This is a genomic window from Haloferax sp. SDI50 (genome assembly GCF_059802635.1).
On the sequence record NZ_JBPULL010000001.1, the window covers coordinates 1,055,021 to 1,081,268 of the forward strand.

At 55.1% G+C, this 26,248-nt stretch carries 24 protein-coding genes and 3 pseudogenes; 14 read left to right on the top strand and 13 right to left on the bottom strand.

Annotated features, from left to right (window positions below):
- Positions 1 to 60 precede the first annotated feature (60 nt).
- Positions 61 to 1,062, bottom strand: a complete 1,002-nt coding sequence (locus ACSR87_RS05440) for a glycosyltransferase family 4 protein (protein WP_498529773.1) — start codon at positions 1,060 to 1,062, stop codon at positions 61 to 63.
- Positions 1,063 to 1,118: 56 nt separating this feature from the next.
- Positions 1,119 to 2,375, bottom strand: a complete 1,257-nt coding sequence (locus ACSR87_RS05445) for a sulfatase (protein ID WP_498529774.1) — start codon at positions 2,373 to 2,375, stop codon at positions 1,119 to 1,121.
- Positions 2,376 to 2,541: 166 nt separating this feature from the next.
- Here ACSR87_RS05445 and aglF point away from each other — a divergent pair, with 166 nt between their 5' ends.
- Together aglF and ACSR87_RS05455 are read left to right on the top strand one after the other, a co-directional pair.
- Positions 2,542 to 3,270, top strand: a complete 729-nt coding sequence (gene aglF / locus ACSR87_RS05450; RefSeq protein ID WP_405001802.1) for a UTP--glucose-1-phosphate uridylyltransferase AglF — start codon at positions 2,542 to 2,544, stop codon at positions 3,268 to 3,270.
- A gap of 345 nt (positions 3,271 to 3,615) precedes the next feature.
- The gene (locus ACSR87_RS05455) at positions 3,616 to 4,764 is read left to right on the top strand and encodes a glycosyltransferase family 4 protein (RefSeq protein WP_498529775.1); all 1,149 of its coding nucleotides are present in this window, start codon (positions 3,616 to 3,618) and stop codon (positions 4,762 to 4,764) included.
- Positions 4,765 to 5,382: 618 nt separating this feature from the next.
- Here the strand turns inward: ACSR87_RS05455 and ACSR87_RS05460 are convergent.
- The gene (locus tag ACSR87_RS05460) at positions 5,383 to 6,612 is read right to left on the bottom strand and encodes an orc1/cdc6 family replication initiation protein (RefSeq protein ID WP_049896250.1); all 1,230 of its coding nucleotides are present in this window, start codon (positions 6,610 to 6,612) and stop codon (positions 5,383 to 5,385) included.
- 1,939 nt (positions 6,613 to 8,551) lie between these two features.
- On the opposite strand from ACSR87_RS05460, the pseudogene ACSR87_RS05465 reads away from it, so the two are divergent.
- A pseudogene (locus ACSR87_RS05465) lies at positions 8,552 to 9,176 on the top strand (cyclase family protein).
- A 1,043-nt stretch (positions 9,177 to 10,219) separates the two neighbouring features.
- Here the strand turns inward: ACSR87_RS05465 and ACSR87_RS05470 are convergent.
- Both ACSR87_RS05470 and ACSR87_RS05475 read right to left on the bottom strand, forming a co-directional pair.
- Positions 10,220 to 10,492 carry a winged helix-turn-helix domain-containing protein gene (locus tag ACSR87_RS05470; protein ID WP_006601203.1) on the bottom strand — a complete coding sequence of 91 codons (273 nt, stop codon included), beginning with the start codon at positions 10,490 to 10,492 and terminating at the stop codon, positions 10,220 to 10,222.
- Positions 10,493 to 10,658: 166 nt separating this feature from the next.
- Positions 10,659 to 11,489 carry an IS5 family transposase gene (locus ACSR87_RS05475; RefSeq protein ID WP_498529776.1) on the bottom strand — a complete coding sequence of 277 codons (831 nt, stop codon included), beginning with the start codon at positions 11,487 to 11,489 and terminating at the stop codon, positions 10,659 to 10,661.
- A 220-nt stretch (positions 11,490 to 11,709) separates the two neighbouring features.
- Between ACSR87_RS05475 and ACSR87_RS05480 the strand changes: the two genes are divergently transcribed.
- The 4 genes from ACSR87_RS05480 (at position 11,710) to ACSR87_RS05495 (ending at position 14,584) form a co-directional block, all read left to right on the top strand.
- Positions 11,710 to 12,354, top strand: coding sequence for a hypothetical protein (locus tag ACSR87_RS05480; RefSeq protein WP_498529777.1), 645 nt, complete (start codon positions 11,710 to 11,712; stop codon positions 12,352 to 12,354).
- A 486-nt stretch (positions 12,355 to 12,840) separates the two neighbouring features.
- Entirely contained in the window at positions 12,841 to 13,233 is a 393-nt protein-coding gene (locus tag ACSR87_RS05485) for a putative toxin-antitoxin system toxin component, PIN family (RefSeq protein ID WP_004062835.1), read from the top strand.
- Positions 13,234 to 13,751: 518 nt separating this feature from the next.
- Positions 13,752 to 14,216 (top strand): hypothetical protein, encoded by a 465-nt coding sequence (locus ACSR87_RS05490; protein WP_498529778.1) that lies wholly within the window; start codon positions 13,752 to 13,754, stop codon positions 14,214 to 14,216.
- A gap of 194 nt (positions 14,217 to 14,410) precedes the next feature.
- The gene (locus tag ACSR87_RS05495) at positions 14,411 to 14,584 is read left to right on the top strand and encodes a transcriptional regulator (RefSeq protein ID WP_158547224.1); all 174 of its coding nucleotides are present in this window, start codon (positions 14,411 to 14,413) and stop codon (positions 14,582 to 14,584) included.
- A gap of 44 nt (positions 14,585 to 14,628) precedes the next feature.
- On the opposite strand, the gene ACSR87_RS05500 is transcribed toward ACSR87_RS05495, so the two are convergent.
- The 3 genes and pseudogenes from ACSR87_RS05500 to ACSR87_RS05510 all read right to left on the bottom strand — a co-directional run bounded on the left by ACSR87_RS05500 (position 14,629) and on the right by ACSR87_RS05510 (position 17,950).
- A complete protein-coding gene (locus ACSR87_RS05500) occupies positions 14,629 to 15,879 on the bottom strand; it encodes an RNA-guided endonuclease InsQ/TnpB family protein (protein ID WP_115803138.1) in 1,251 nt (416 codons plus the stop codon).
- A gap of 185 nt (positions 15,880 to 16,064) precedes the next feature.
- A pseudogene (locus ACSR87_RS05505) lies at positions 16,065 to 16,846 on the bottom strand (NAD-dependent epimerase/dehydratase family protein); the annotation flags it as partial.
- An 837-nt stretch (positions 16,847 to 17,683) separates the two neighbouring features.
- A complete protein-coding gene (locus tag ACSR87_RS05510; RefSeq protein WP_233509309.1) occupies positions 17,684 to 17,950 on the bottom strand; it encodes a hypothetical protein in 267 nt (88 codons plus the stop codon).
- Between ACSR87_RS05510 and ACSR87_RS05515 the strand changes: the two are divergent.
- A pseudogene (locus ACSR87_RS05515) lies at positions 17,933 to 18,277 on the top strand (zinc ribbon domain-containing protein); the annotation flags it as partial. The gene ACSR87_RS05510 and the pseudogene ACSR87_RS05515 sit on opposite strands and share 18 nt — an antisense overlap.
- Positions 18,278 to 18,682: 405 nt before the next feature.
- Here ACSR87_RS05515 and ACSR87_RS05520 read toward each other — a convergent pair.
- The gene (locus tag ACSR87_RS05520) at positions 18,683 to 19,024 is read right to left on the bottom strand and encodes a hypothetical protein (protein WP_004062843.1); all 342 of its coding nucleotides are present in this window, start codon (positions 19,022 to 19,024) and stop codon (positions 18,683 to 18,685) included.
- Positions 19,025 to 19,117: 93 nt separating this feature from the next.
- On the opposite strand from ACSR87_RS05520, the gene ACSR87_RS05525 reads away from it, so the two are divergent.
- Complete coding sequence (locus tag ACSR87_RS05525) at positions 19,118 to 19,432, top strand: hypothetical protein (protein ID WP_049916507.1); 315 nt, start codon at positions 19,118 to 19,120, stop codon at positions 19,430 to 19,432.
- 125 nt (positions 19,433 to 19,557) lie between these two features.
- Positions 19,558 to 19,815, top strand: a complete 258-nt coding sequence (locus ACSR87_RS05530; protein WP_004062845.1) for a type II toxin-antitoxin system HicB family antitoxin — start codon at positions 19,558 to 19,560, stop codon at positions 19,813 to 19,815.
- 245 nt (positions 19,816 to 20,060) lie between these two features.
- On the opposite strand, the gene ACSR87_RS05535 is transcribed toward ACSR87_RS05530, so the two are convergent.
- The 4 genes from ACSR87_RS05535 to ACSR87_RS05550 form a co-directional block, all read right to left on the bottom strand.
- Entirely contained in the window at positions 20,061 to 20,420 is a 360-nt protein-coding gene (locus tag ACSR87_RS05535; protein ID WP_115803140.1) for a type II toxin-antitoxin system PemK/MazF family toxin, read from the bottom strand.
- 3 nt (positions 20,421 to 20,423) lie between these two features.
- A complete protein-coding gene (locus tag ACSR87_RS05540; protein ID WP_006601197.1) occupies positions 20,424 to 20,690 on the bottom strand; it encodes an AbrB/MazE/SpoVT family DNA-binding domain-containing protein in 267 nt (88 codons plus the stop codon).
- 179 nt (positions 20,691 to 20,869) lie between these two features.
- Positions 20,870 to 21,481, bottom strand: a complete 612-nt coding sequence (locus ACSR87_RS05545; RefSeq protein ID WP_115891412.1) for an HD domain-containing protein — start codon at positions 21,479 to 21,481, stop codon at positions 20,870 to 20,872.
- Between the two features lie 107 nt (positions 21,482 to 21,588).
- Entirely contained in the window at positions 21,589 to 21,753 is a 165-nt protein-coding gene (locus ACSR87_RS05550) for a hypothetical protein (protein WP_229722465.1), read from the bottom strand.
- A gap of 390 nt (positions 21,754 to 22,143) precedes the next feature.
- Here ACSR87_RS05550 and ACSR87_RS05555 point away from each other — a divergent pair, with 390 nt between their 5' ends.
- Genes ACSR87_RS05555 through ACSR87_RS05570 form a run of 4 tightly spaced genes read left to right on the top strand, consistent with a single transcriptional unit; the run spans position 22,144 to position 26,243 of the window.
- A complete protein-coding gene (locus ACSR87_RS05555) occupies positions 22,144 to 22,566 on the top strand; it encodes a DUF7985 family protein (RefSeq protein ID WP_233506066.1) in 423 nt (140 codons plus the stop codon).
- Positions 22,567 to 22,597: 31 nt separating this feature from the next.
- Positions 22,598 to 24,340, top strand: coding sequence for a DUF8186 domain-containing protein (locus ACSR87_RS05560; RefSeq protein ID WP_498529779.1), 1,743 nt, complete (start codon positions 22,598 to 22,600; stop codon positions 24,338 to 24,340).
- Positions 24,337 to 25,176 carry a hypothetical protein gene (locus ACSR87_RS05565; protein WP_498529780.1) on the top strand — a complete coding sequence of 280 codons (840 nt, stop codon included), beginning with the start codon at positions 24,337 to 24,339 and terminating at the stop codon, positions 25,174 to 25,176. The genes ACSR87_RS05560 and ACSR87_RS05565 overlap by 4 nt, the downstream gene beginning before the upstream one ends.
- A gap of 2 nt (positions 25,177 to 25,178) precedes the next feature.
- On the top strand, positions 25,179 to 26,243 hold the full coding sequence (locus ACSR87_RS05570) for a TrbL/VirB6 family protein (protein WP_498529781.1): 1,065 nt from the start codon (positions 25,179 to 25,181) through the stop codon (positions 26,241 to 26,243).
- Positions 26,244 to 26,248: the final 5 nt, after the last annotated feature.

Consider the following 26,248-nt stretch of genomic DNA (forward strand, 5'->3'; position numbering starts at 1 on the left):
ATTTGAAAACTATACGAAACGTATAGAATGCAAGTAATCTTCGACTCTCTATTCGAAATCTTATTTCACTTGTTCCTCAAACACCGACAACAACCGATCTGCTACGGACGGCCAAGTGAATTCTTTTGCCCATTCAATCAATATAGAGTCGCTTGGAGGTTCGTTATCGAGAACTTCCATCATCCCATCGCTAATATCAGAGATAGCGTCGGGATCAACAAATATCGCATAATCGCCTAGAATCTCGGGTAGTGCTCCCCGATTACTAGCAACAACAGGTGTTCCACACGCGAACGCTTCAAGTGGGGGTAAACCAAACCCCTCATAGAACGACGGAAATATCAAAGCTTCAGCATTTTCGTACGCATATTTCACCTCCCGTCTATCAAGGTATCCACAAAAGTGAATTCCGTCAACTGGGTCAAGTTCAAGCGTCTTGAATATCTCTTTGTTCGATGGACCAATTAATACTAACTCAACACCATACTCATCCCGTATTTTGCTGAAAGATTGTAATAACCCACTAATATTTTTCCGAGGGTTGAGAGAACCGACAAACAATAGATATCTGTCGGGGAGATCAAACGACGAACTACTATCTTCGAAATAAAAATCATCTACACCATTGTATATCACAGTCACATCATCTTCATCAATTCCCAATTCGGCAGATATCTCGCTTCTTGAGAATTTAGAGACAGTAACAACTTTGTCGCAAGCACGTGCAGCGACGGGAACGGTGAGTCTTCGATAAAGTTGGTGAAATCCATCTGACATTCCCTTTTGTGCATTTACATCGTGGATACACATCACAACCGGGATACTAAGTTCATGCAGAGGACCATTACCATTTGGACAATATAGAACCTCAACGCCCGCCTTACGGACAAGACGCGGGAGAATGGTACGCTCCCACAACAACCCAAACATCTGATTTTCGTAAAACCCTGTTGAGTAGATGTCCACATCAAAATCAGAGTCTAGTGTGTGTGACCCGAATAGAACAACTTCATGCTCTGGGTTATTGATTAATTCTCTAGTCAATCGAATTGATGCCTGCACTGCACCACCAGGCTCGTCAACCGAAAAAGTTCTAGCGTTAATCCCGATCTTCATTCCTACTTGTACCCCAACGCTTCCAGTCGCCGCTCAATCTCCTCGTCAACGTCCTCGTCGTCACCCGCGGACTCGCCGTTCTCAACGGCGACCCGAGCCTCGACGTGTTCACGCAGCTCCGTCCGAAGCTCCGACCCAGTCACGTCAGAGAACTCAATTTCCCCGGACTCTCGATCCCATTCGCAGAAACACACGTCCTCGACAGTCCGAATCGCGTACCGCCGAAGGTGACTGTCCTCGTTCTCGCCGCGTGCCTGCGAGAACACGCGTCGGTCTGCATCCATCTCCGGTGCAACAAGTGAGAACTCCGTCTCGCCACCGACCGACGATTCAATCGTGGATACGATATCCAACGTACTCGCAGGCGTCTCTACGACACCAGATTCACCGTTTGGCTGTCGAACGATGAGCGGCACGTGCGTAATCTCGTCGTGGAGATAACGCGGGTGCTCGTAATACCCATGCTCGTCGAAGGCGTCACCGTGGTCGGCAGTAAAGACGACTAGCGAGTTCTCTAACAAGTCACGCTCACGAAGCGCATCAAGGAACTCACCAATTCGCTCATCGTTGTAGCGAATCTCGGCGTCGTACAGGTCGATCAACAACTGCCGCTCGTCGTCCGTAATGGACTCGGGATCCTTGATGGCCCGCTGGTACAGCGACTGAGCGTTCCGCCCGGAAACCGTCTCGTCGGTGTAGAGCGTCGCGTACTCACCCGGCGGCTCGTACGGGCCGTGGGTATCCATGTAGTGGTTCCAGAGGAAGAACGGCTCGTCACCGTCCAACGAATCAAGCCACTCTAACGAGCGTTCGTTGATCTCTTCGGCGCGGGCATAGTGACGATTCCGAAGTTTGTCTAGCGCTCGCTGAGCCAGCGCGATGACCTTGTGCTTCCCAAAGTGCAGGTCGTCGTCGAATGTGTCGAACCCTTGGTCGAACCCGTAGGCTCGCGAGACGAACGGGTTCGAGTGGAAGCCGGCCGTCGCGAAGCCCTCGTCAGAAAGCGTCTTGGCGACAGTGTCGGTCGCGAGTCGGTACTTCGCGTCGATTGCGGTGTCCGGATACTCGCCAGTCAACAGCGCCGGGACCGCCTCACGCGTATGTGAACTCGCGCTGTAGGCGTTCATGAAGTGAAGCGACTCGGCTGCGAGGTCATCCAGCACCGGGGAAGTCTCTCGCTCGTAGCCGTAACACGAGAGGTGGTCAGCCCGAAGGGCATCAGCTGACAGGAGGATGATATTGTCCCAGTCGGTAGTCATCTACTGCGTAGATGTTGAACCAGCGTTATATTACTAGCGTTAAATTCAACCTCGTGTGGGGTGATTAAGACAGATGCGTATTGTAGGATGAGGAATAGTGTGGCTTAGAGGTGTACCTTCAAACTGAGCAACAAGAACTATACAGGACAGTGACACAACATCTACTATGAAAGCAGTCGTCCTAGCCGGTGGCGAGGGAACCAGACTCCGACCACTTACGGAAGACAAACCGAAGGGGATGGTCGAAGTCAATGATAAACCAATCCTCACACATTGTTTCGAGCAACTCGCTGAACTCGGCGCTGACGAACTCGTCGTCGTCGTCGGCTACCTGAAAGAACGAATCATCGAGTACTACGGCGATGAATTCCAGGGGCTACCCATCACCTACACTCACCAACAAGAACAGAAGGGTCTTGCTCATGCTCTTCTGGAAGTCGAAGAGCACATCGACGACGATTTCATGCTGATGCTCGGTGACAATATCTTCGACGCTAATCTCGCAGATGTTGTCAACCGTCAACAGGAACAACGAGCTGACGCGGCCTTCCTCGTCGAAGAAGTTCCGTGGGACAAAGCAAGCCGGTACGGTGTCTGTGACACGAACAAATACGGCGAGATCACCGACGTCGTCGAGAAGCCAGACGATCCGCCGTCCAACTTAGTGATGACGGGCTTCTACACGTTCACACCCGAAATCTTCCACGCATGTCACCTTGTCCAACCGTCGAACCGCAACGAGTACGAAATTAGTGAGGCGATCGACCTGCTCATCCACAGCGGACGGACGATCGACGCAATCAGGCTCGATGGCTGGCGGCTCGACATCGGCTACCCCGAAGACCGCGACGAAGCTGAAGAGCGACTGAGCGGCGAAGTCGCCGAAGCACAGTAAGCGAAATCAGTTTTTCTCTGTCCGTCGCATCCGTCTCTCCGTTTCCTCCGAGTATTTGATATGACCTGAGTGGGACACACGTAGTAATGCAACTTTCCGTCATCGGGAGCGGCCATGTCGGAACTCGTTTCGGCGCATACGGGTGAAGGGTACTAACTGGGACGAGTTCGCGGTGTTGACGAGGAATTCGACCAGATGGAACAACAGGTCATCGTCGACGGCAGGCACGTTATCGAGGCGTCGGAAGACCTCACGTATGGAGGCCTGACTTGGTAGGACACGTGGCACGGAGGTAGAGTGCCCCAACCGAAAGGGCATTTACCCGCGGAGAAGATGACACGCATAATGGATGTAGCGTTTGTCAGTAATGTTATATTTCCGTTCGTGACCGGTGGCGCAGAAAAGCGCATCCACGAAATCGCAACCCGACTCGCACAACGAGGCCACGACGTGACCATCTACGGCCGCCACTTCTGGGACGGCCCGGAAGAGACCACCCACGAGGGCGTCACCCTCCGCGCGGTCGCCCCCGAAACAGAACTCTACACCGACGACCGCCGCTCCATCACCGAAGCGCTCGACTTCGCGGCCCGACTCGCCTACCCGCTCGCCAAACGACTCCACGACGAGAACCACGACCTCGTCGTCGCCTCCGTCTTTCCGTACTTTCCCGTCCTCTCCTCGAAGCTCGCCGCCCTCGGAACCGACGTGCCCGTCGTCACGACCTGGCACGAGGTGTGGGGCGACTACTGGGACGACTACCTCGGCGTGCTCGCCCCCTTCGGGAAGTTCACCGAACACCTCACCGTCAGAGTCCCCCAACACCCAATCGCCGTCTCGGGCATCACCGCCGACCGCCTCGCCGATACCGGCCGGGACAGGGACACCATCGAGGTCGTCCCGAACGGCATCGACGTCGACCAGATTCGAAACGCACCGCTCCCCGATGACGGCGACTCGTTCGACGTGCTGTTCGCCGGGCGACTCATCGCCGACAAGAACGTCTCCGTCCTCCTCGACGCGTTCGACCGCGTGGCCGACGACTACGACGACGTGACGCTGGGCGTCGTCGGCGACGGCCCGGAGGCCGACCGCCTCGAACGACAGGCGAGTGAGTTGGACCACGCCGACCGCGTGAGCCTGCTTGGATTCCTCGACGAGTACGAAGACGTGTTGGGTCAGATGCGCGCCGCGGACGTGTTCGCATCGCCCAGTACGAGAGAGGGGTTCGGCATCACCTACGCCGAGGCGATGGCCGCCGACTGCACGGTTATCGGCGTTCAACACCCCGAATCGGCGGCGAGTGAGGTCATCGGTGACGCGGGCTATCTCGCTGAGCCGACTGTCGATTCAGTCACTGAGTCGTTAGCCCGAGCGCTCGGGGGCGAGACGCCGCCGACCGAACCGACGAAACGCGCCGAGCGGTACGATTGGGACAGCGTTGCCGACCAAGCGGAGAAGGCGTACGAGCGCGCTATCGACGGTCGGTGGTGATGTTCGTTGGGGACCGAGCGACACGCCAGACCACGGGGGGAGAGTGCGAGACGCGAATAACGGTGCGAGCATCGATTTAGTTAGTTGATTGTGTCCGTGGTATCACCGTAACCGCGCCGTCGAATGAGCCACACAGAACGGTCCGATCCGGTCCTCCCTCCCCCCATGACTTCATCTGTTCTTTCAATATCGGCATGGGGTGACTCGTCGACCAATCGAAGCCAATGCAGTCGGGAAAGGCACACAAGATGTACTGTCTTTCAGCAGCAGATAGAACCACTGAGAGACTGAGACGATCTGATACAGAGTGGGCATTTCGCGTGCTTCCGAGTCAGAAACATCCGTGTGGGCATCGCATTCGGGGGCTATGGGGGTCAGGCGTCGATCGCAGAAGCAGACGAGCCGAACAGACACCGGTTTCGGGACTGGGTCCTGACGGTCTGCACGCAACCCTCGCGGCGCGAGACGAGACGACCAAACACCGGTTTCGGGTAGGAAGGCAGACGTCGCGTGAGACGGCAGTTGAGGACCGGGGCACGCCACCACTTCATCTGTTTTTTCGAGAGACAGAACGGAGTCATGACCACCCACACCCCGTCACTTCATCTGTTCTGTGGGTTACTGCTCCGAGCAGTTCTTGGCGAACGATTGAATCGAGCGGTGGACGCCGATTTCATCGATCGTGTCGGCGAGGGTTTCCGTAATTAACCCAAGGTCGTAGTTGAGTCCGTACAGCACCTTCTTTCCGCCGCGACGACCCAGATTCCGCTCTTTGCCCGTAATGACACCCATCATCTTCAGCTCGGAGAGATGACTTTGCATCTGCCGATGTGAAAGCGGGTCGATGCCACTCGAACTGCAGAGTGCGAGGTAGCGTTCACGGATTGTCGGTGAAGTGACTGGAGTCTCACCGTCTGCGGCGAACGTCGTAAGTGCGTACAGCGTCAGTCGGGCGTGCTCTGTGAGCTTCGACACCCCAGTCGTGATTTGGTCGGATTCGAGCTTTCGTTTGGCTTGGTCGACGTGCGGTTTCGTTACCTGTGGTGCGTTCTCGTTCCGTGCGATATCCCCCGCCTCCAACAGGAGATTAATCGCCTGTCGAGCGTCACCCGAATCCTTCGCACCATAGGCGGCACAAAGCGGGATGACGTCCTCCGAGAGAGCGTCATCACGGAAGGCGACTTGGGTTCGTTGTTCGAGCACTTTACGGAGTTCTCCCGCATCGTACGGTGGGAAATAGACCTCTTTTTCGCACAGACTCGATTGGACCTTTGCCGAAAGCCCTTCTCGGTACGACAGATCGTTCGAAATACCGATCAGCCCAATCTTCGCTGACGTGACGTAACCGTTGTCTCGTGCGCGCGGAATCTGATACAGAAGTGAGTCGTCGTTGACGTGGTCGACCTCGTCGAGGATGATGAGTATGGTCCCGTACTGATCGAGTTCTTCCCACAGGAACTGGTACACCTTCGACTGTGGATAGCCGGTCATGGGAATCTGATTTTCCGGACTACGCAGACGGTTAATGATCGTTACGGCGACTTGATAGCTCGTGTTGAGTCCGTCACAGTTGATCCGTACCGCGTGCAAGTCAAGGTCGTGAATCGATCGAGCGGCGTCTTGGAGCCGATCCAGTAAGAATCGTGTTGCGGCTGTTTTCCCGACACCAGACTTGCCGTACAGAAAGATGTTCGACGGGAGTTCGTTGTTGATTACCGGCTGGAGAGCGGAGTGATACTCACTCAGTTCTTCATCCCGGCCAACGAGTTCTTCGGGGGTATAATCCTCACGTAGCACATCCCGATTTTTGAAGATCTGATTTGATTGTGAGAACTCGAAGGATCCCATACGTGTTGCAGACCTGTATACCACATATATCCACCGGTTCATCTGTTTCATCTGTTCTCCGAATATATAAGTGAAGAACACCGTGGCTTCATCTGTTCTATGCTGTGTGATCTGTCTACGACTGACAATGATGGTTAAGAGCCAGCGACCACCCGAACTATTGAGCCCCAAACCACACAGAAACAGTGCAGATAATCAGAACAGATGAAGTGGTGGGGTGGGAGAGTCTCCAACATTGTTGGTCATGGCTGTTCAGGTAGCCGAGAGGAGTTGGTAATCGTTCTACCCCCACCACTTCATCTGTTTAGCAGCCATACAGGGGTTCAAGATGCCAATATCTTCGAGTCGAAGCCAGTTCGAGACGGAGATTCCGGTGGTAGTGCAGCGCTGCTGTGGATAGAGACGAACCACAAGAACACATGAAGCGATGGGGGGGTGACAACCAAACTGTAAACTGAACCAGTTCGTATACCGGAGACGAAGGAAATAGACTGCAAAGAAATCGTTCTGAGAATCCGGGACGAAAATCTGACCCCCACGACTTCATCTGTTTAGATGCGTCTCAGGAAGTGGTACACACGAAATCGGCAACAGAGACTCCGAGGCCGATGCGAAGGACACGAGATCAGATACACTCGAAGTCGTGGAGATACACTCGAAACGGTACTCCCCGAGGAACCGTCATGTCGTCATCGCATCTGCAGTGACCTGTACAACACGATACATTCAAAACACCACACCCTCCCCCCTCGTAGAACGCTTCATATTGAGGAAAGCATACGAAATGTATTCTCTAACGTCGAACGCGATGGCCTAATCAGGACGGGATAGAGTGCAATTTCGTATGCTTCGTTTCTAGTTTGAAACCGCAAGACGGTGCAGACGATAGCATACGAAATACACTCTCTTACTCGGGTTTCAGTTCGACAACAGACAAAGTCTAGACCTAGTCGTCATAACGAGAAGCGCAGAGTCCATTTCGTATGCTCGAATCTGTGTCCAAAAACGGCAGACACCGACGTGGAAAGCATACGAAATGTACTCTCTAACGTCGAACGCGATGGCCTAAGCAGGACGGGATAGAGTGCATTTCGTATGCTTCCGTTCGTCGTTGAAAGCACGAGGCAGCAGAGAGGAGAGCGTACGAACTGTACTCTCTGATTCGGCCGTCAGTTCGACGGTGGTATTGTTCGTCGGGAGGGTGCAACGCGGTCCGTCGCTGTGTCTACCGAAGATACTGACGCCAGCGAGTGTACAGATACATCCCGCCGAAGATGAGCCCGATGAGCACCACGACCCCGGTCACATGCGTTTCGCGCACACCGACGGGAAAGGGAGGTGTTTGGAGGGACACGCCGGACCACAGGTGTGAGATTGGGGACACAGCTAACAGTATCCAACGTCAATTGAGTTAGTGATTGTGTCTGTCGCATTGTTGTGATCGAGTCGTCGAACGGGTTACGCCGAGTAGTAACGAGACAGCGTGGACAACAGCGGGGCCGAGAGGTATAACATCCATATGTCCGGTACACCACGAGTCGGACATAGCCCAAGGTGCGCTTGTTCAAAGCGTCACCACCTACAGCGTTGCTTGTGGAACACTGGTGGCCACAATAACGTGTTGTGTGGATTTTCCGTGAGGACCAAAAGTGAGTGATTACTGTCTAAAAATAGAAATAGCCATTTTTGATACCATTGCATTTGTTGGCTAAATAGATTATGCAGAGTTTGGGTTGGAGGGATGCAAATTCGACTCATTCAGCCGCTGTTCAGTGTCAGAGACGGATTCACTATAACTCAGTTAACCAGCAGTACTGAGCGTGAGCGAACACACTAGACTGTTCAAACCTCTACCATTTACTTCGAGACGCTCGTTCGTGCGTCTATGAGCTTTGTCGATCTCAGCCATTCGTTCGAAGATGGGATGCCGGGCTTCCGTATGGAAGCCGAAGACGGAACAGTCACTGAGTATACCGCAGAGATAGAGCCGTTTTTTACCCACGACGAATCCGAATCATTCTACGATGGAGAGTCTGCATTCGAGATCACAGAGATCAGGTTTCAAACCTCGATTGGCACGTACTTGGACTCGCCGTATCATCGCTACAAGCGGTCGTGACATTGGTGATCTGGATATTGACGAACTCGTGTTACCGGGTGTCGTCGTCGACGCCAGGGGACTAGAACCGTATGAGGAACTCGGTGTTGAGGTGGTACCCAGCGATCGAGAGCTCACAAACCGAGCAGTCTTGTTCAATTTCGGGTGGGATGAGCACTGGGATACAGAGCAGTATCGGTCGTATCCGTATATTTCAGATGCACTGATCGACAGACTCATCGACGAAAACGTGGGTCTGGTCGGTGTTGATACGATCAATGCCGATGACCACCGCAATCCGTCACGGCCTGCTCATTCGCGCTTGCTCGACGAGGAGATCTTCATCGTAGAGAATCTGACCGGATTGGACGCACTCCACGGAGAGTCCTTCCGGTTGTTTGCGGTCCCAATTAAGGCATCACAGACGGCTGCAATGCCGATTCGTGCATTCGCAGAACTCGACTGATCGGCTGGGAAAGACACGTCCGTCTGAAGAACCAGATACCAACAGATCCAACCCAGATATACCATATATACATAATACCAAAGAAGTTGGTAGTTGGGCGTTAAAATATCAGTTGCTCGGAGAGTATTTGAGGCACCCTTATCGACGTCGACAGTCGTGTATCTCAATCCGTTCTGGCAGACCCACCACCCCACACACAGGACACGCCACGGCCGTCGTCGGTAACTCCTGACAGAATTCCAACGCGGCGTGCAGATGCGCTTGCACGTCGGGTTCGGAGGTTCGCGTCAGTGCTTGGGTGAGATGCATCTGTAGCTCTTCGTGAGCACTCATGCGCGGGGAGTCTCCTTACGCTCGGAATCCACCTGGAGTCCGATGGATGCAAGTTGGCCCATCGAAGCCCATCCACGCTTCTGGGAGACGAATGCCTTCCACTCGCGAAGCGGCCGGCCATCAAGTGGTTCGTAGTGATCGAGGGTCCGACCATCGAAAACGACGACGGCGTCGGCAGGACGGAAGTAGTGGTGTGTGAATCCCTCGGTGTCGATACCAAGGGTGAACGAGCGTGCGAGGGCGTTGATGAGTTGGTCGGCTAGCGATACGGTACGCTCTTGTGTCGCGGTGTGCGTAGTTGACATTGGTCTTCTGGCATCCATTCGGAAGACCGGTCCCGCGTGTTCCTGCACGCGGGCATTCCCATGCCCCAGAGAGACCTGTCTTCCTCACCAATTGCCACGTGACAAGACGATATAAATCTACCCAATTGCCACCTAGCAACAGGATTATCATCCGTGAGTTAAACAGAACAACATGGACCGCGAACGCGATGACCAAGGCCGATACTCGACACAGATCACACCAGATAGGGTACTGGAGGTTCTGTCCGAGGCAGAAACGCCAGTATTGACAGCGAAACAAGTTGCAGCAGCGCTCGGATGTTCTAGTGAGGCCGCTCGGCTGAAGTTGCAGGCTCTATACGAAGATGGCGACGTAGGAAAAATGAGCGTCGGTGCCCGTGCAGTCGTGTGGTGGAGAGAGGATAGCTAGTCTTCGATTTCCTCTGGCTCTATGTCTCCCCGTAAGTATCTCTGACCAACCTCAGAGACTTCGTAATAGCCACCACTACCGACTTCGCTCACTAATCCATGTTTCTCAAGTTCACTCATGCGAAGGCGTACTGTCGAATATCCGATCTCATGTCCATGTCGATTGAGATTTCGGTAAAGCGGCTTTGGTGGCAGTTCCAAATTATGCTCCGCAAGAAATTCAAGTATGAGCCCATCTTTCAGTGACATCCATTCTGGGCGCGGTCGCATTTTTCCTAGCAGGTTGTTCTGTTACAATAGTACGGCCGATGAGTTCCTAGATTGGCATAATTAGACTAATATTGTAGCTCAAATATGCTAAGCATTATAATACCCGAGAGTCTATTCGCGGATAACAATCGCTTCTGCTTTGTTGAATCCGATGACGGCGTCGGGGTCACTGTTTGAGAGCCTGTTCGAGGTTGTAAACTGCGGCGGTCACCACGAGTTCGCGGAACTCGCGGTACCACGCGCGAGGGTGGACAGCGGGGCCGAACCGACGCTTGATGGCCGAAAAGGCAGTCTCGGCCATCCAGCGTTGGCCGTATAATTCGCTGTCCAACCGTGCGTTGTGTGCGTGATCGTACGCAGCGAACAACCGATGACGCAGCAGGGGCCGGACGCCCTCTGATCGGAGGGCGTCCCGGAGAGATTGGTCGTCATAGCCTTTGTCGCCGGCGAGACTCTCAATTTTCTCGGTGTTGCGCAGGGCAACTCGACGGCCAGTTTGGGTGTCGTGCGGCCAGTGTGCCGAGCAGTGAATATCGAGGATGGCACACGAGTCTGTATCGACGAGCGTCGTCGTTTTGAGCGTGCGTATGTGGCGATCCGAGCGATGTTGGTAGTGTCTCGATGCCGTTTCGCGGTCGAAGAATGTGGCATCAATGGCACCGTGCGAGCCCGGATCGCAGAGGGTCGCTGACTCACGAAGGAAGCCGCGCCACACAGACATGGGCACCCTCTCAAACGACCGGTACAGCGTTGAGGGTGCGGGAAATGCCGTTCGAGCGAGTTGTAACAGCCCACGAACCCGATCCATCTCACTCGCCCAATCGACGATCTCGCGGTACGTCGCATTCATGTGAACCCGCAAAAAGTGGAGCGTGACATGCTTCCAACCGGGAAATCCGTTGCCAGTCGGATCACTCACCGCCGTTGGACTGGCGGCACAGCGCTTTTGAGCCAGCGACGCGGCTTGCTTAACGAAGCGGAAGAGTAGTTTAGGCACATTCGGCTCTTCCGCTTCGCTTCCACCTTCAGAGCGACGCTATCCCGCCGCCTTCTGCGGATTCAACAGAGCAATCGCTTCGGGATACTGTCCTGGTAGAAAGGACCCGTGCTGAAGACACGGACCCCCGGCGGTTGGTTGGACCAAACCGCATGTCTCCGAACACACCACCCACGCAAAAAGGTCTCGTCGCACAGCCAGCCCGTACGGAGGGCCACGAATGACCTCCATCGAAGACCTCGCCGCCCGGATCGACGAACTCGAAGATCGCGTCGACGAACTCGAAACCGACACCCAACAACTCGAAGAGACAGTCGACGCCCAAGCACAGACAATCGCGTCCCAACGCGAAGCCCTCACCCAATACGAAACCCGTTCCGACGACCTCGAAGCCAAACTCGACGCCGCATCGGACCACCGCAAGCATCTTCAACAGCGCCTCTACGCTGTGGAATCCGCTGACACCCCAACCGACGAGCCCAACACACGTCGCTCTCCCCTCCAACAACTCATTCGACTCCCCTCTCAAGCGCTCTCGAAACTCACCGCCAACCAAGAACGCGCTCGGTTCATCGCCAAGGACATCAGAGAGTACGCCACGAACGTCCCCGCGGGCTTCGCACTCGATTCGAGTACCATTCGCACCGTCCTCCACGCAAAGGAAGGCCGAACGCCCCACACCCAAACCGTCAGTCGTGTCATGGACTTTCTGGATGATCTCGGCAAAGAGGGCGTGAAGATCGTGAAACGCCGCGGGACCAAACGCGTCATCTTCACCGAGCACGCTGTCTCGGAACTCGCGGAGACGTCATCTGCGTCCGCGGGTGGAAGTGGGATCACGGACGTTGTGATGAGGTGGCGCTAGCGACCGTGTGATCAACGATCGATAGTCGGACGCACGCCACAGGTCGTCGACACCCACCGCGGGTACAGACGCTCGTTCTAGCAGCGGCACTGAAGAAAGCTCCTCTGTGGACAACGGTAGTGTGAGTGAATAAAACGAGTTTGTGGTGGTGAGTCCATCGAGACAAATCACAACAGGTGTGATTAGTAGGATCTGTTGAATGCCGTAGAACCTGATAGAACCTGTGTGACACAGACAGAGGGTGAGTTCAGCAGACGGATGTCAGTCTTGATGTGACTGGTGGAACGAGTTCTCAGACAGAGAAAGCGATTTACACGCACGTCTGCAATTACCGATAATGGGTAGCTACGCAACACCACCGAATTGGACTGATGAGTCGTCGGACGACGACCAACCTCGGCCACGACTCGGAGATCTGCTTTCGGGCCGACTTGCGGACGTAGACGTTGACTCGGTCGAAGCAGTACGTGATGAACGAAAGAGAGAATGAAGGTCTTCGTCGATACAAACGTCTTCATCGCTAGTTTGACTGATGAACCTGGTCGCGGTGAGATTGCGACACAGTTACTCAACGAAGACCACGAGTTCTGTACCTCTATTCTAAATCTCATGGAGATTCGGTCAGTGATGACGAAGAAAAAGCGCGTTGAGCAAGACCGAGTCGAGGCGGTGTTATCGGATATCTACAGTAGCGTAGATATTTACGCGCCCGAAATCAGCGACCAAATTGCAGCATACGAATTACAGCGAGACAATCTCCTCTATACAATGGATTGTGTGCTGCTCGCATTAGCGAACGACGTTGATGCGACCATGGTTACCTTCGACGGAGAGCTGCTTGATCACGGTGGTGTTGCACCCGAAGAACTAATCGATTGAGCTGTACGGACGAATTCCTATTTCTACCTCTATCACTGTTGTCAGATATCGCGTGCTGAACTTAGAGGATGAGTTCAGCAAACGGTATCGTTTATTTGACTCCCTCAGTGGTGGAACAACCCTTGGGTAGGAACGCTGAACGGGACAGTCTGATCAATGTCTGTACAATGATTGGTCAATTCAGAAGAATTATTACCACTACCTCGGCCGAAGGTTATCTCAGGGGGTACTCATCAAAATGCTCGACTACTTACCGCACGTTGTTGACGTTGCGCTCAGTTCTGAGCTAGGCGCTATGACCTTAGAACTAGCCAGCGTTGGTGTCGTCTTCACTATACATACCATCGAGACCAGCAAGGTCAAGTGACCGACTCGCGCGCTGTATTCAGCACGGCCGCTGCAAGCTGTTAGTAGCTGAGGATTTCAACAGAGCCGAGTAGTATTGATTGGCCATTCTCTGGCAACGACGACTGCCTGCCGTAATAGCCAACTACGAGCCGCGAGTGGACCCGCTCACGATGTCGGTCGAATCGTACGGTCCCACTCATCCAGACCCGCTGACTCGATTCATGGCCGCCTGCCAGGGTGCTGGGATTGCCTCCATCGCATCTCCAACGGTCGGAAGTGCGTCAATCCTCGTCGTGAGTGCCGTCACCCACTGGACGCCGAGTGAACTCCTGCATTGGAGTGGACAAACGCTGTTGTTACTGTTCGTGTGTGCAATCGCCGTCGGCTTTGTCGCAGGGTCGTACTGGCCGGTGGTCGATGGCCTCCCACAGAAACGCGAACACGAACTGTACTGGGTTCGAAAGCGATTCACGATGTGTCTCTTTGGCGGGCTGGCGTGTTACGGCGTGTTCTCGCTCATGTTCGTCGTGACGGTCACAGACCTGCTGCAGAATATGGTCGGCCTTGGCGCGGCGATTCTCGTGTGTACCTATTTGTATGCATACTCCACGGACCGACGCGGGGTCAGAAAGTAGGCCGTGTGCGTAGCCAAAGTCACGCGTCAAGACGCCATAGTGAAGTACCACAGGGACAAGCCCGAGGCACTCTGCGTTGATACATAGTGCGATCGCATACCCGCGTGTTTTCTGTAGACGTATTGCTTAGGGATGAACGAGGTCGACTGACCAAATCGGATATACTTATTCCCACTCTTTGTAGGAGTATAGCCATGGTTGACTCGGAAGACGACCCCAAAGAAATTCTCGCCCGCATGGAGCAACTTATTGAGGAAACGTCTTCAAAGCGAGAAGAGACGACGCCGCGTATCGAAAAGGCCGACCCAATTGCCCAGAAGCACAGAGATGCGGTTCGAAAGGGTGCGGAGAAACACTGCGATAAGTGACGCTGGTGGACCCTATGCTCGGGTAGCGATTGACCAAGGTGTCATCAACCCACGACTGAAGTCGTGGGCTTGTCCGTGGACTCCCGGTCTGCCTCCGACGTGGAGTAGGCGGTGTACTCGCCGTTCCCGTTCAGCGTCCCAGACTTGAGGGCGAGATGACCGTCGCCCAACCCATCGGGACGTTTGCCCGATGGTAAAGTTAGCAACTTGAAACCGATGTTCTTGCTCGCGTTGTAGTCACCGTCAACCGAGTACCCACAGTCGTTACACTCGAACCAACCGTCCGAGTTACGGTTCGTGCTGGACTGATGCCCGCACCGAGAACAGGTTTGACTCGTAAACGCGGGCGGTATATCCTCAACGCGGATACCGTACTCGGCGGCCTTGTACGCGAGCATCTCTTGGAGTTCGCGGAACGCCCAGTTGTGCATCTGACGCTTCACTTGGTCGTTCCCGTTGTTCATCCGCTCGCGGATATGGGTCAGGCGTTCGACGGCGATGTACGAGCAGCCGTGGACGTCGGCTTCCTCCACGATGCGTCGAGAAATCGTGTGCAGGCGGTTCAGCACGAAGCGGTTTTCTCGCCCCGACAATTGCCGGAGTGCCTGCTTGGCGGAGCGAGTGCCTTTGTGCTGAAGGCTTCGACGCACGCGGAAGTAGTGGTTCTGACCCCACAACAGTTCGCCACCATCGTAGAACGACCCCGTGCTGGTCACGGCGACGTTCTTCAGGTTCAAGTCCACGCCCAGTATCTTGTCACCGTCGCGTTCTTCTACCTCTTTCTTGATGACGATATGGAGGTAGAACGCGTCGTCGTCTTCGCGGTAGTGGAGCGTCCCCATCCGCCTCTCGTAGTCGTCATCATCGAGGTAGGACTTCTGGTAGTCCCCGAGTACATACTCAACGGCGACTCTGCCGTTGATAGTCGAAAGCGTGGCCGACCTGTCTTTGATAGTCAGCGTTCGTTTGTCGTAGACGGCGGACGGCTCGTTGAATCGCGGGAGTGGTCGGCTGTTGCCCTTCTTCCAGTCGGCAACGGTGGACTTCATCGCTTCGACGGCTTTCGAGTACGCCCGAATACAGAGGTTCGCGGGGAGGTCTGTCTCGTCTCGCAAGTCGTGGTACACTTCGTCGTGTATCTTCGACTTGTTGAGGATGAGGTAGCCGTCGTCGTTCCTACCGTTCTGGACGGTGTAGTTGCAGGCGTGGTTGAACTGCTCGATGGTCTGATGGAGGTCGTCCACTCGGTCGTCGGGAACCGAGAGTTTGACCGGAACGGTTCGCTTAACCTCCATCTGTAACTTCACATACGGAGTGGTGTTTTATAATTTCTACGACCGGTGTGGGGGAGTCAGACTGCTATTGCTCGTGGTTGGTGGAGTGGTTTGTCGGATTCCTCCCACGGCTGAAGCCGTGGGCTTCCTCCTTGCATCTCTGTGAACCAAAACGCCCGGTTGAAACACAACCGCGAGTGTCGTCGTCAGTCGAGATACGGCTCACAAACCCGCTCGACACCCTCCTCGAACGAAACCTCGGGCTCCCAGCCAGTCGCCTCGTGGATCTTCGAGTAGTCGGCTTTCGTGTCGTGGACGTACACCTCGAACGGATTCTCCACGTACTCAGGCTCCACATCTGTCCCGAGCACCTCGTTGATCATCTCGACCATCTCGTTGAACGAGTAGCTCTCGGCAGTCCCGAGATTGTAGATGCCCTGCAGACGCTCCTCTGCGGCGAGTTCGACCCCCGAACGATATCATCCACGTGGGTGAAGTCACGCGTCTGCGAGCCGTCGCCGAACAGCTCCGGCGACTCGCCGTTGGCGATTTTGTCGGTGAACTGCGCGACCGTATTCGCGAACTCGCCTTTGTGTTCCTCTGCGCCACCGAAGCCCTGGTACACCGAGAAGAAACGCATCCCCGCGAGCTGCATGTCATAGTGATGGTGGAAGTACTCCGCGTAGCGCTCACGGCCGAGTTTCGACGCTTCGTAGCCCGTCCGCGACTCGACCGGCATATCCTCGGGCGACGGTTCCGTCCGCGACCCGTAAATCGAAGAGGTCGTCGCGTACACGACGGTATCACAGCCGTCCTTGCGAGCCTGTTCGACCGTGTTGACGAAGCCTTCGATGTTGACGCGGGCACCCTTCGTCGGGTTCTCCTCGTGCATCTTGTACGACGACAGCGCCGCCAGGTGGAATACCACGTCGACGCCCTCGGTCGGGAGGTCGTCGTCGAGGACCGTCATGTCGTGGAACTCCACAGAACTGTGTGACCCAGACAGCGGGTGGTAATCGTTCACCAGACGAGAGACGACCACGGTTTACCAGCTGGAACCAATTGGAACTAATTATCTCATAGATACTTTTCCAGTCCCGCCGACTGACTCGGTTCCATGCAACACTACACCCGCCGGAATACCCTCCATGCGTGCGGCATTGTCGCTCTCAGTTCTCTCGCTTGGTGTTCGGCCCTCCCAACGGACGCTTCGGACGCAGAGCGGCCGACCTACGAGCGGCTCGACGTGACGCCGGTGTACGTCGCCGATGGACTGGACCTCTCAATCCCTGCAGACATCGAGACGGTGAGCGAATCCCACAGCCGACCTGCTCGTTCTCCCCGATGAGACGGACACTGACGCCGAGCAGGCGGTCGAGTGGCTGGTCGATGACCGAGTGCTTGCACTCTTTGGAGAAAATGCTGAAACAACGTGGCTGTCGTGGGTTCGGAGCGACGCGTTCAACGACGTGTTCGACACGCAGGGGTACAGCGAGAGCGAACCAGACCCAACACTCGTCGTCGGTGCGAAAATCGGCCTCGATACGACGACGTCTCGGTACTCGTGGGGCGATGAATTTGAATGACAGTACGAGCTGCCGTATCTCACAGACACGTGAGCGAAGTGGTCGAGAAGGCAGAGGCCCTCGGTACCGATGGCGTCATCCAGACCCAGTAAACTCGCTCCAAATTTGACTAAGTGGCCCAGATCGCGCCACTATCTAAATCAGCTTAAGACCGGTTTGAGTAAGTCGGTACAACCGATGTCTCAGTCATCATCGAAAACGTCGTCGACAACTGATGTGCGTTCAGAACGACTGCCTGTTCACTCGACGACGGTCGTCTGTGGTTTGAAGTCGGTCGGCCGCTGTGTCTTGGCCCACCGTCGATAGCCCCAGAAGACGACGAGTGCCACCGGCAAGACGAGGAGCGTCAGGTCCTCGACTGGCGCACCCGTCTCGCTGACGACGAACAGCGGGTTGAGGTCGAACGTTCCGTGGAACAAGCCCACGAGCACAAGATTCCGAGTGAGTTCGTAGGTCACACCGAGCAGCAGCGCGTACACGGTCGTAAGCACAGGTGGGCGTTCCACCGCTTGTTCGAGTACGTCACGTACAAAGCCGAGTCTGCAGGACTTGTGGTGAAGCAGATTAATCCAACGTACACGAGCCAACGTTGCTCAAAGTGTGGGTTCACCCACGAGGATAACCGGCCACACACCAACGGTCAAGACGAAGTTGGTTGTCTGAAGTGTGGATACGATGTTCACGCAGATTACAACGCGGCGAAGAATATCGGCTTGAAGTATCTCCGCGACCAGCAAAAGTCTGGACGTGGAGGCGCACCCGTAGGCGTGCGCTTGAACAGCGGGATGTTGAACGTGAATGGCGAATATTCGCCTACTGCTCTCAGCAGTTAGAACGGGAGTCCACGCTGAATGCCACGCTCTTCGGGGCGTGGGAGCTTACTTCGATCACGGTGTGGGTCCCCCTCCGTGACACCGTCGTAGTCGAATGCCTTCGACTTCCCACGACGTGACGAGAACACTTGCAAACCGGTGTGAGAGAGGACATAAAGAGACAGAACACGGAACACATTGGAGGGTGGTCTTTGTATGCATCGTCAGGAGCTACAGTCACAGGCGTTCTTGCATGGCCAGCGATACGCTCTTCGTTGGTCCTGTTGTGTGTGCTGTTCTACGACTTCAGGCGTCACAACGCCGTCACTCACCAGTCTGTCACTCGGTACGAGGGGTGTGGGTTACCACGTTTGAATACGGTATCCCCGTGACCACAACCGAGACGCCGAGTCCACGACCGACTGTTCACTCGCGACCGACGCTATTGAGCGCGCTGTTCAGTTCAAAGAGTTCTCGGACGACGGTGCTGTCTGTGACCCGGTACCGGCGCGGTGACGTGTCCGGTACTTCTTCGATGAGTTCAACCTCAATCAAGAGGTCCGTGTAATTGCCGACAGTCTGGCGTGTGACGCCGGCGTGGTCTGCGAACTCTGTTTTGTTGAACTCACGGTTTGGCGGAAGATCGAGCAATGCGTCTACGAGAATCGGGATGGCGTCGTGTTGCGTGAGATAGAGCCATCCACTCGGGTGCTCCTTTCGGAGTTCCTTTTTGTCTCCTCGATCAGCCGCGTGCTCTATACTGCTCATACAGAGATTCACCCATTCTGCGTGTATAAACGTTTCCACTAGTGTTAACGGCCATTAACAGTATTTATATGCGGCCGACTTGATTCTTCGATCATGGAGAAGCCGTCGGTGAAATGCGCCCTCTTAGCAACAATGATCGCGAAACACAAGTGGGGGACACCGATTACCGAAGAAGACCTCCTCAGCCTCTCGGCTATCGGCAATGACTACCCAGTCGCACGTGAGGTCTACGCCGATCTTCGGAGCGAGCCCTATATCACTCACCGTGGAAATCGTGGTATCGAACTCGACAAAAGTAATTTCGACAAGCTTGCTGATGTCCTTTACCATGAATGTCGCTGGGAAACGTGGGAGATTGAGACTCGTCTGAAACACTACGAAGGGATCAAAGATCACGACTGGGGGTGAGCCGACTGTAGAATCTCGAAAGTTAGATATTCACGCCTGCCCCCTGGGAACGGGATTGAGGAAGGGTCTGCACGGGACTCTTCACCGTCCGAACGCTTATCGTCTGAGATTGATTCGAGTTCAGTATGGCAAGTGCGACCCGGGACGGTGACCCCAACGGAGTTGAGTTCGTCCGCGAAGATGATGGGAGCATCACCGCCTACGACACCGAGACCAATCTCGCACGTGATGGCGACACCCGGGCGGAAGCACTCTCGCAACTTGCGGAGGTTCTTGTTCTCCACGAGGGAGGTGGTGAACCCCTCACCGACGATGACCTCGAAGAACTTGGCCTCAACTCCGATGAGTTCGAGAACCGCGGCCTGCCCGACTTCACGCAATAACGCGGCGTACTCAGGGTGCTCGATGAGTCCCTTGTTGCCTTTGAGCAGATGACGCAGACAGGATGATGCGGCTGTCTCCCACCCCTCGAACCGAGTGATAGACTGACGAATACAGGCGTCTCCCGCCAGACAACTGCATCGCATCGAACGAGTATCCATGCACCCAAATCTTGCTCATCACCATGCGAAACCCCCTATTACAGGCCTTAGACGACTGAGAACACGAGAACGTTTGCCAATCCCTCTCAGACCTCGGTGAGGCCGAGACTGTATTCGAGTGCGGTATCGACCTCGTCCATCCGCTCTTGCGGAATCGAGCCGATGTTCTCGGTGATACGGTGCTCTACGGAGACGGTTCGAACCTGGCTACAGAGCGCGACAGAATCCTCTCGAAGCGCACACTCTTCGGCTGGGACGAGCACTTCGAACGGGTAGAGCTGCTCTCCGAATGAGGTAGTGAACGGAACAACGATCGTTGTCGGTGCGTTTGCATTCCCGACGTTATTCTGCACGACAAGACACGGACGCGTTCCCCGTTGTTCGGATCCCTGCGTCGGATTGAGTTCAACAATAACGACGTCTCCTCGACGGACAGACGTGGCCATTCGCTACCACTCTGGGGCATCGCCCAGGTGTTCATCAGCCTCCGTCGAGACACCCTCCAGTTCGTTAGCGAGTTCGCGGGTCCGTTGGGCACGCTGGCGGTACCCTGCGGCCAACTCTTCACGAGTGATTGACCGCTCGATAACGAGCTTGCCCGCCTCTTCGTGGATCACGACGTCATCTCCTCCCTTTATTCCGAAGCGTTCGCGGAGCTCTTTGGGGATCGTTACCTGGCCCCGCTCCCCGACTTTCCGGCGTTCACCCTTACTCATACATATTCGTATCATATTCATACTGATAAGCGCTTCGGGCGGAAGGCAGTCAGTACGGACCGATGTGGGAATCTGTCGAAAGGGCTCTGTTGAAATCCTCAGAAAATGAGATATTCTGACCCAGTCGTGGTCAATACAGGAGTTACACCGAGCAGGGGAGTTGCGACTGAAAGATGTATTCAGAGCTGGCAGGGTCGCCCGAGTTCTCGTTCGTACTGCGATTTAATTTGCTCGAACAAGTCCTGGCCGACTTCTGTCTGGAAACGAGGCGCGGCGGTAGCAAAGAACTCGTCCAGATTCTCGAACTCGGCAAAGTGGTCGTTCGCTTCAGCGTCGTCGTACCGACCTTGGCGCTCGTACTTGAGCGCCTGGAGGCAATTATCAATCAGATCCATGTCCTTGACGAACTGTGCTGTCGGGGTGTCACGAGCTTCGTACTCTTCCCAAAGCGACAGCAGTTCGGTGTCCGCGAACGGTCCGACGAGATCGGTTACTGCGCTCCGTTCAGCCGACTCCTTCTCGGACGTGGGGATGGTCTGGCGTCCGTCCTCCGCGCGGGTTGCGATATCACCCGTTCGAGCTTCGCCGAGGTCGTGAATGAGTGCCATCGTCACTGCTTTCTGACGGTCAACCTCTTGCTGGTCGGCATAGAGCAGACAAAGCGACGCTGTCCCCCACGTGTGGGCTGCGACCGATTCAGGCGAGTCGATATTCCGAAGCACCCATCCCGTCCGAAGTTCGTCCTTCAACTCGAACCATTCAAGCAAGGAGTCGAGTTCGTTGGTCATCATATCGTGGAGAAGGGAAGTGGCCAGTTCAACTCATCGAGACTAGTCCGCCGGGTTGCCGACATTCAATCTGAAGTTGCGGGTTTCCGTCTTGAAGACCAATCAATTAGTCAATTGCCGACGAGATAGTCTGCGCCGTCCTCCTGCTCGAATTCGTATTCCGACGGAAAAACCAGATCTGTTGACGCCCAGATATCGTTGATTCGCTTCTCGATACTCTCAAGAACCATCCGAAGCACGTCATTCGGATCATCTGGATAGACTGCATCAATCACACGCTCTTCTCCTGGCTGGGGTGGTATGTGGTAGTGGTCGCGTGTGTTGTGTATTCGCCTTTCGTTCTCGAAAGAAGACACACCGCACACCGAGTGAGCAATGCAGCGACAGTACTGGCAGGGCCCCCCACACTGAGTGGCAGTGAACGCACGTTCGGCCACTCACGCACAAACAGCAGGATCGTTCGTGGTGTGACCTTGGGTTGAAATCTGCAGTAAACTCCTCGTATACAAGACAGTCGTGAAATGATGAACTACCATTGAAATCTAGATAATTAACAGATAATAGCACTCAAACCACACATTCAGCAATCAAAAGAACTTAATTATCGCCTGAAAGTTGAATGTATAGGAATTGTAGCTCCCCGGCACAATTCACAAGCAACCCACATGTCGAACGAAAAAGACAGCCCAACCAATACAGTAGTCAATCCAGTTCACGATTCAATTCGAGTTGTTTCGTCCGGCCGTATCCTCGCGATAACTGCCCTCATTGGACTCGCCGTCCTCACACAGCCTGTTGCAGCTCAAGATGGAGTCATCTGCAGTACAAGCAAACTGCCGCAGATGCTCGAAGGCTTCTTCCAATTAACCACGGCGCTCGGACTGATCGGTCTCATCGTTGTCTGGCAAGGCGATTCGCTCTTCCAGATGTTTACGACGAATCACGAGCAGAAAGCCAAACTGAAAGAACACATGCGGGTGGCGCTGAAGTCTGCGGTCACCCTGCTCGTACTCGGTCCCCTCTACACCGTTGCGGGGTCGTTGATGGGACTGCCACTTGCGCAGTGTGTCGATCTCTCCCCCTGGTAAACTGGTCGAGAGACTCACATTGCCTTCCCGTATGCGCACTCCCGCGTGGTCTGTCGTCTTCGTTTGCCTCCTTCTCACGAGTGGTCTCGCCGGTCTCGTCACAGCCACGCCACCACGCCCGGGGACAGAAGACAATGGCTTGACCGAAAACGAGACCGCAACCTTGTGGTCTCGTGACGCAGATGCGTACCTAAACGAGACGGCGTATCGCCAGCGCTACGGCGAAAGCCGAACCCCGATCCAGCAACTCGCCAATGGGACAGACATCACGTTCACCCGTCCACCGGCGACCGCGGCAACGTGGACACGCAATGACTTCCGTGACCTGAGCGCAGGCAATTCACAGACATCGCTGTATCCCGACCACGCGTCTCTCACAAGTGGACGCTTCATCGACGATGCACACGCGACAGTCTTCGCCGTCCATCCATCGACACGAGGCCATCTCGAAGCAGGTGAGACTCCACTGTACGTCGCACCCAATGGGAGCGTTCGCGGATTTGTGGATTATCGTGTTCGGATTCCAGATGGCCATCACTCCAATCGGTCGTCTATCACGTGGACACTCGTCAACGACGAAATCTCAGCGGTCCGCCTGAAGTCTGATGACGACGTTATCGTCCGCACAGGAGGGAGCCATACACCAGTCCTTGCGTACCAACTCGACGAGACGTGGCGTACGACGCTCACCCTCGAAGCCGACATCAATGTCCGACTCAAGCAGACGACGACAACCACAATCGGGAATCGTACCCAGACAGAAGTCGCGTATCGAACCGAGACGATCACCGTCGCGGATTCACTCGATGTTGAGGTGTACAATCTCCACGCGTCTGCCTACGACGCAGCGTATCCCAATGGCGACACCGGGGTTGCGATCTTCCAGTCTCGGCCGTGGCAAGGCTACACGCTCACCGAGGATGGCGACTCACGCGTTCGCGGTGTCTGGCGGTTTTACACGGCTCGTGACCCACGCTGGGACCGGCTCACCCAAGCAACGGCGACAGCCGAGACCGAGATTCACTCCGAGGCACTCCCGGTGTACGTTCATGCCTACCCATCACGCATCGGGCCGCGAGCCGAACCAATTCGTGATGGCCCGACGATACTCGACTCGTGGGGGAGAGAACGTACCTCACCACACGCGACACTCCCAGAGACGGTTTCTGTCGAGGTCGTAGACCGAGCGTATACGCCCACCTACGGACTTGCGGTCCGCACAGACAACCTCGACCGTGATGCACTCAGTGTGAGCGGTATCGTCCGCGGCGTCGACGCGACACCCATCACGTCAACGGTGAGCAGTGGGCCTGATCGCGAACTTCGCGAGAGTCGACTCACCGCCGAAGTGGTCTCGCAGACGAACGAGCAGGCGACTGTCCACATCGAACTTCGCGATACCGCGACTGGCTCTCCGATCGACCTCACTGCCGACGAACGCCACGTCTCGCTCAATGGCGAATCCGGTGGAGGGTATATCGCCATCGCCGACCAGCGTGTTCGGACGAACGAGTCCGGCGTCGCGGTCGTCACTATCGACCAACCCGGGGTCTACACGGCACGCTATCATCCGGGAACGTGGCTGGTCGCAACACCAGCCTATGTTTCGGACACGGCGACTGTCCGATGGCATCCACTCGGAACCCTCGATGGGTGGATTGGGTTACTCATTGAGGTTGGCTGGCAATTCATTCCATTTGTTGTAGTGTTCTATGCAGGGAGGCAGGTTCTCCGATTCTTCGGGCCACGAGATGCTTCTGAACGATATCCATGAAACACGATCAATCGACGTTCGATAGACGTACCGTGCTCCGAACAGCAGCAGTGCTCTCCGCTGGTCTCGCTGGCTGTCTCAACGGGAGTACTGAGACCGGTGATGGGACTACCACCCCGAATGACGATTCTGACGAACAGGGTGTCCTGCGTCAGGTCGCTGTTGAGGGAACCGAGCTTGGTGTAGAACTTGGCTCTGAGGCTGACGTCGACCGTGTCAACCTCATCCAGCCGAATGGCGAGTTATTCGGGACACGGGAGGTTGCGGCCGGCGTTCAGCAGGTCTCATTCGAGATTGGGACTGCGTACGACCCTGGTGAATATTGGGTGATCGCAGTTCACGGCGAAGAGACGGTGGCCGAGACGAGTGTGAAAATTCGACCGCAACTCGAAATCGTCGATGTCGGGCTCTTCAGAAACAACCCAGACAAGCCGTGGGATGAGGTCTATGGAGAGAGTGAGACAAACCGAAGAAAAGACAGTGAAGCGTTTGTGTCAATCCGTAATTCTGGAACGGGTCCTGATGCAGCAACCTCACTCCGGTTCTTGAGTGATGTTCCTAATCCGGCTGAGAATCCACGGAACGAAGGAATCTATGAAGCTGATGAGGTAGTCATCCCAGCTGGCGGGGTTAGAGATGTCTACAGTAGTTCTCTACCATTTAGTGCACAGACTGGCGACGAGGGTATGGGTTGTAGTGTGGACATGGACTCCAGTGAGTTCTCTGTCCATGTTGGAACACGAGTTTCTGGTACTGAGATTGCGGAGAACTTCGGAGTCAGCTACTCTGGCTCGGAAACGATGACCGACTGTGAAGTCAAAATCAGTGTGATCTGACCATGGTTGACCTCATAGACGTTGTTCTAGAAGGATTCAAACAGGTCATTGAATGGCTCACAGATTCGTTCACTGATGGAATCCAGTCTGGTTATACTGCACTCTCTGCTGAGCTACTCGGTACACCTATCCCACAGACAAACGGGACGTTTGTGTTCGGCACCCCATCGAACAGTCCTTGGATTCAAATTCGGGACGCGCTCGTTGGTGGCGAAATCATGCTCATAGCACTGTTGCTCCTCGTGATGAGTGTCCAAGGTCGGCATGTGATTCGTATTTTCAACATGGGGAGTACGTATGAGGCCCGGAAAACAAAGAAAAACGCATGGACTGGTGCTGTTTTCATCATCTCGTGGTATTGGATTGGTGCAGTCTCTCTGTATCTTGTAGATGGATTTGCCATCGCCCTCGTTCCATCTCTTTCTAGCCTGTCAAGGGTACTCGGTGGATTCCTGAACACAATCACTTTCAACCCCCTTCTCGGGCTCCTACTCGCAGCGCTCGGCGGGATTTCGATGTGGGCAATTCAAGCCCTCTTTTTCATCCGCGAAATCTTGCTGTACGTCTACGTCTATGGGATGCCGATTGCCATCGCACTCGGCTATGGAAACATTCCCGTCCTCTCAGACATCGCAACTGGATTCGCAAAGCGATTCGTTCCCTTAGTCGTCCTCCCACTCCCCGCAGCAGTCGTGTTCAAAGGCTACGACCTGCTCTTCGCCAGCGGGACGTTCTCCCCACCAACTGCCTTCCTCCAATATCTCGTCGCCGTCTCACTGCCCGTCATCGCACTCTATCTGACGTGGAAGACCTTCGCCTACGCAACCCCACTCACTGCGAAGGCCATCGGGTCGGCCAGCAAAGGCGCAGTCATCGTCGGAAGTGTCGCCGCAGGCGCGTCCATGGGTGGTGCAGGCGTCGCTACGACCGCTGCCCGCTGGGGACCCAAAGCCGCTGCTGGCCAAGTAATCGCCCAGAAAGCCGCCGCCCGAGCTGAAAACCCCAGTACGCACGACACTGCCTCGTACCGCCGGACCGAGAACGACCCACACAACGCCAATCGCTAGTTCAT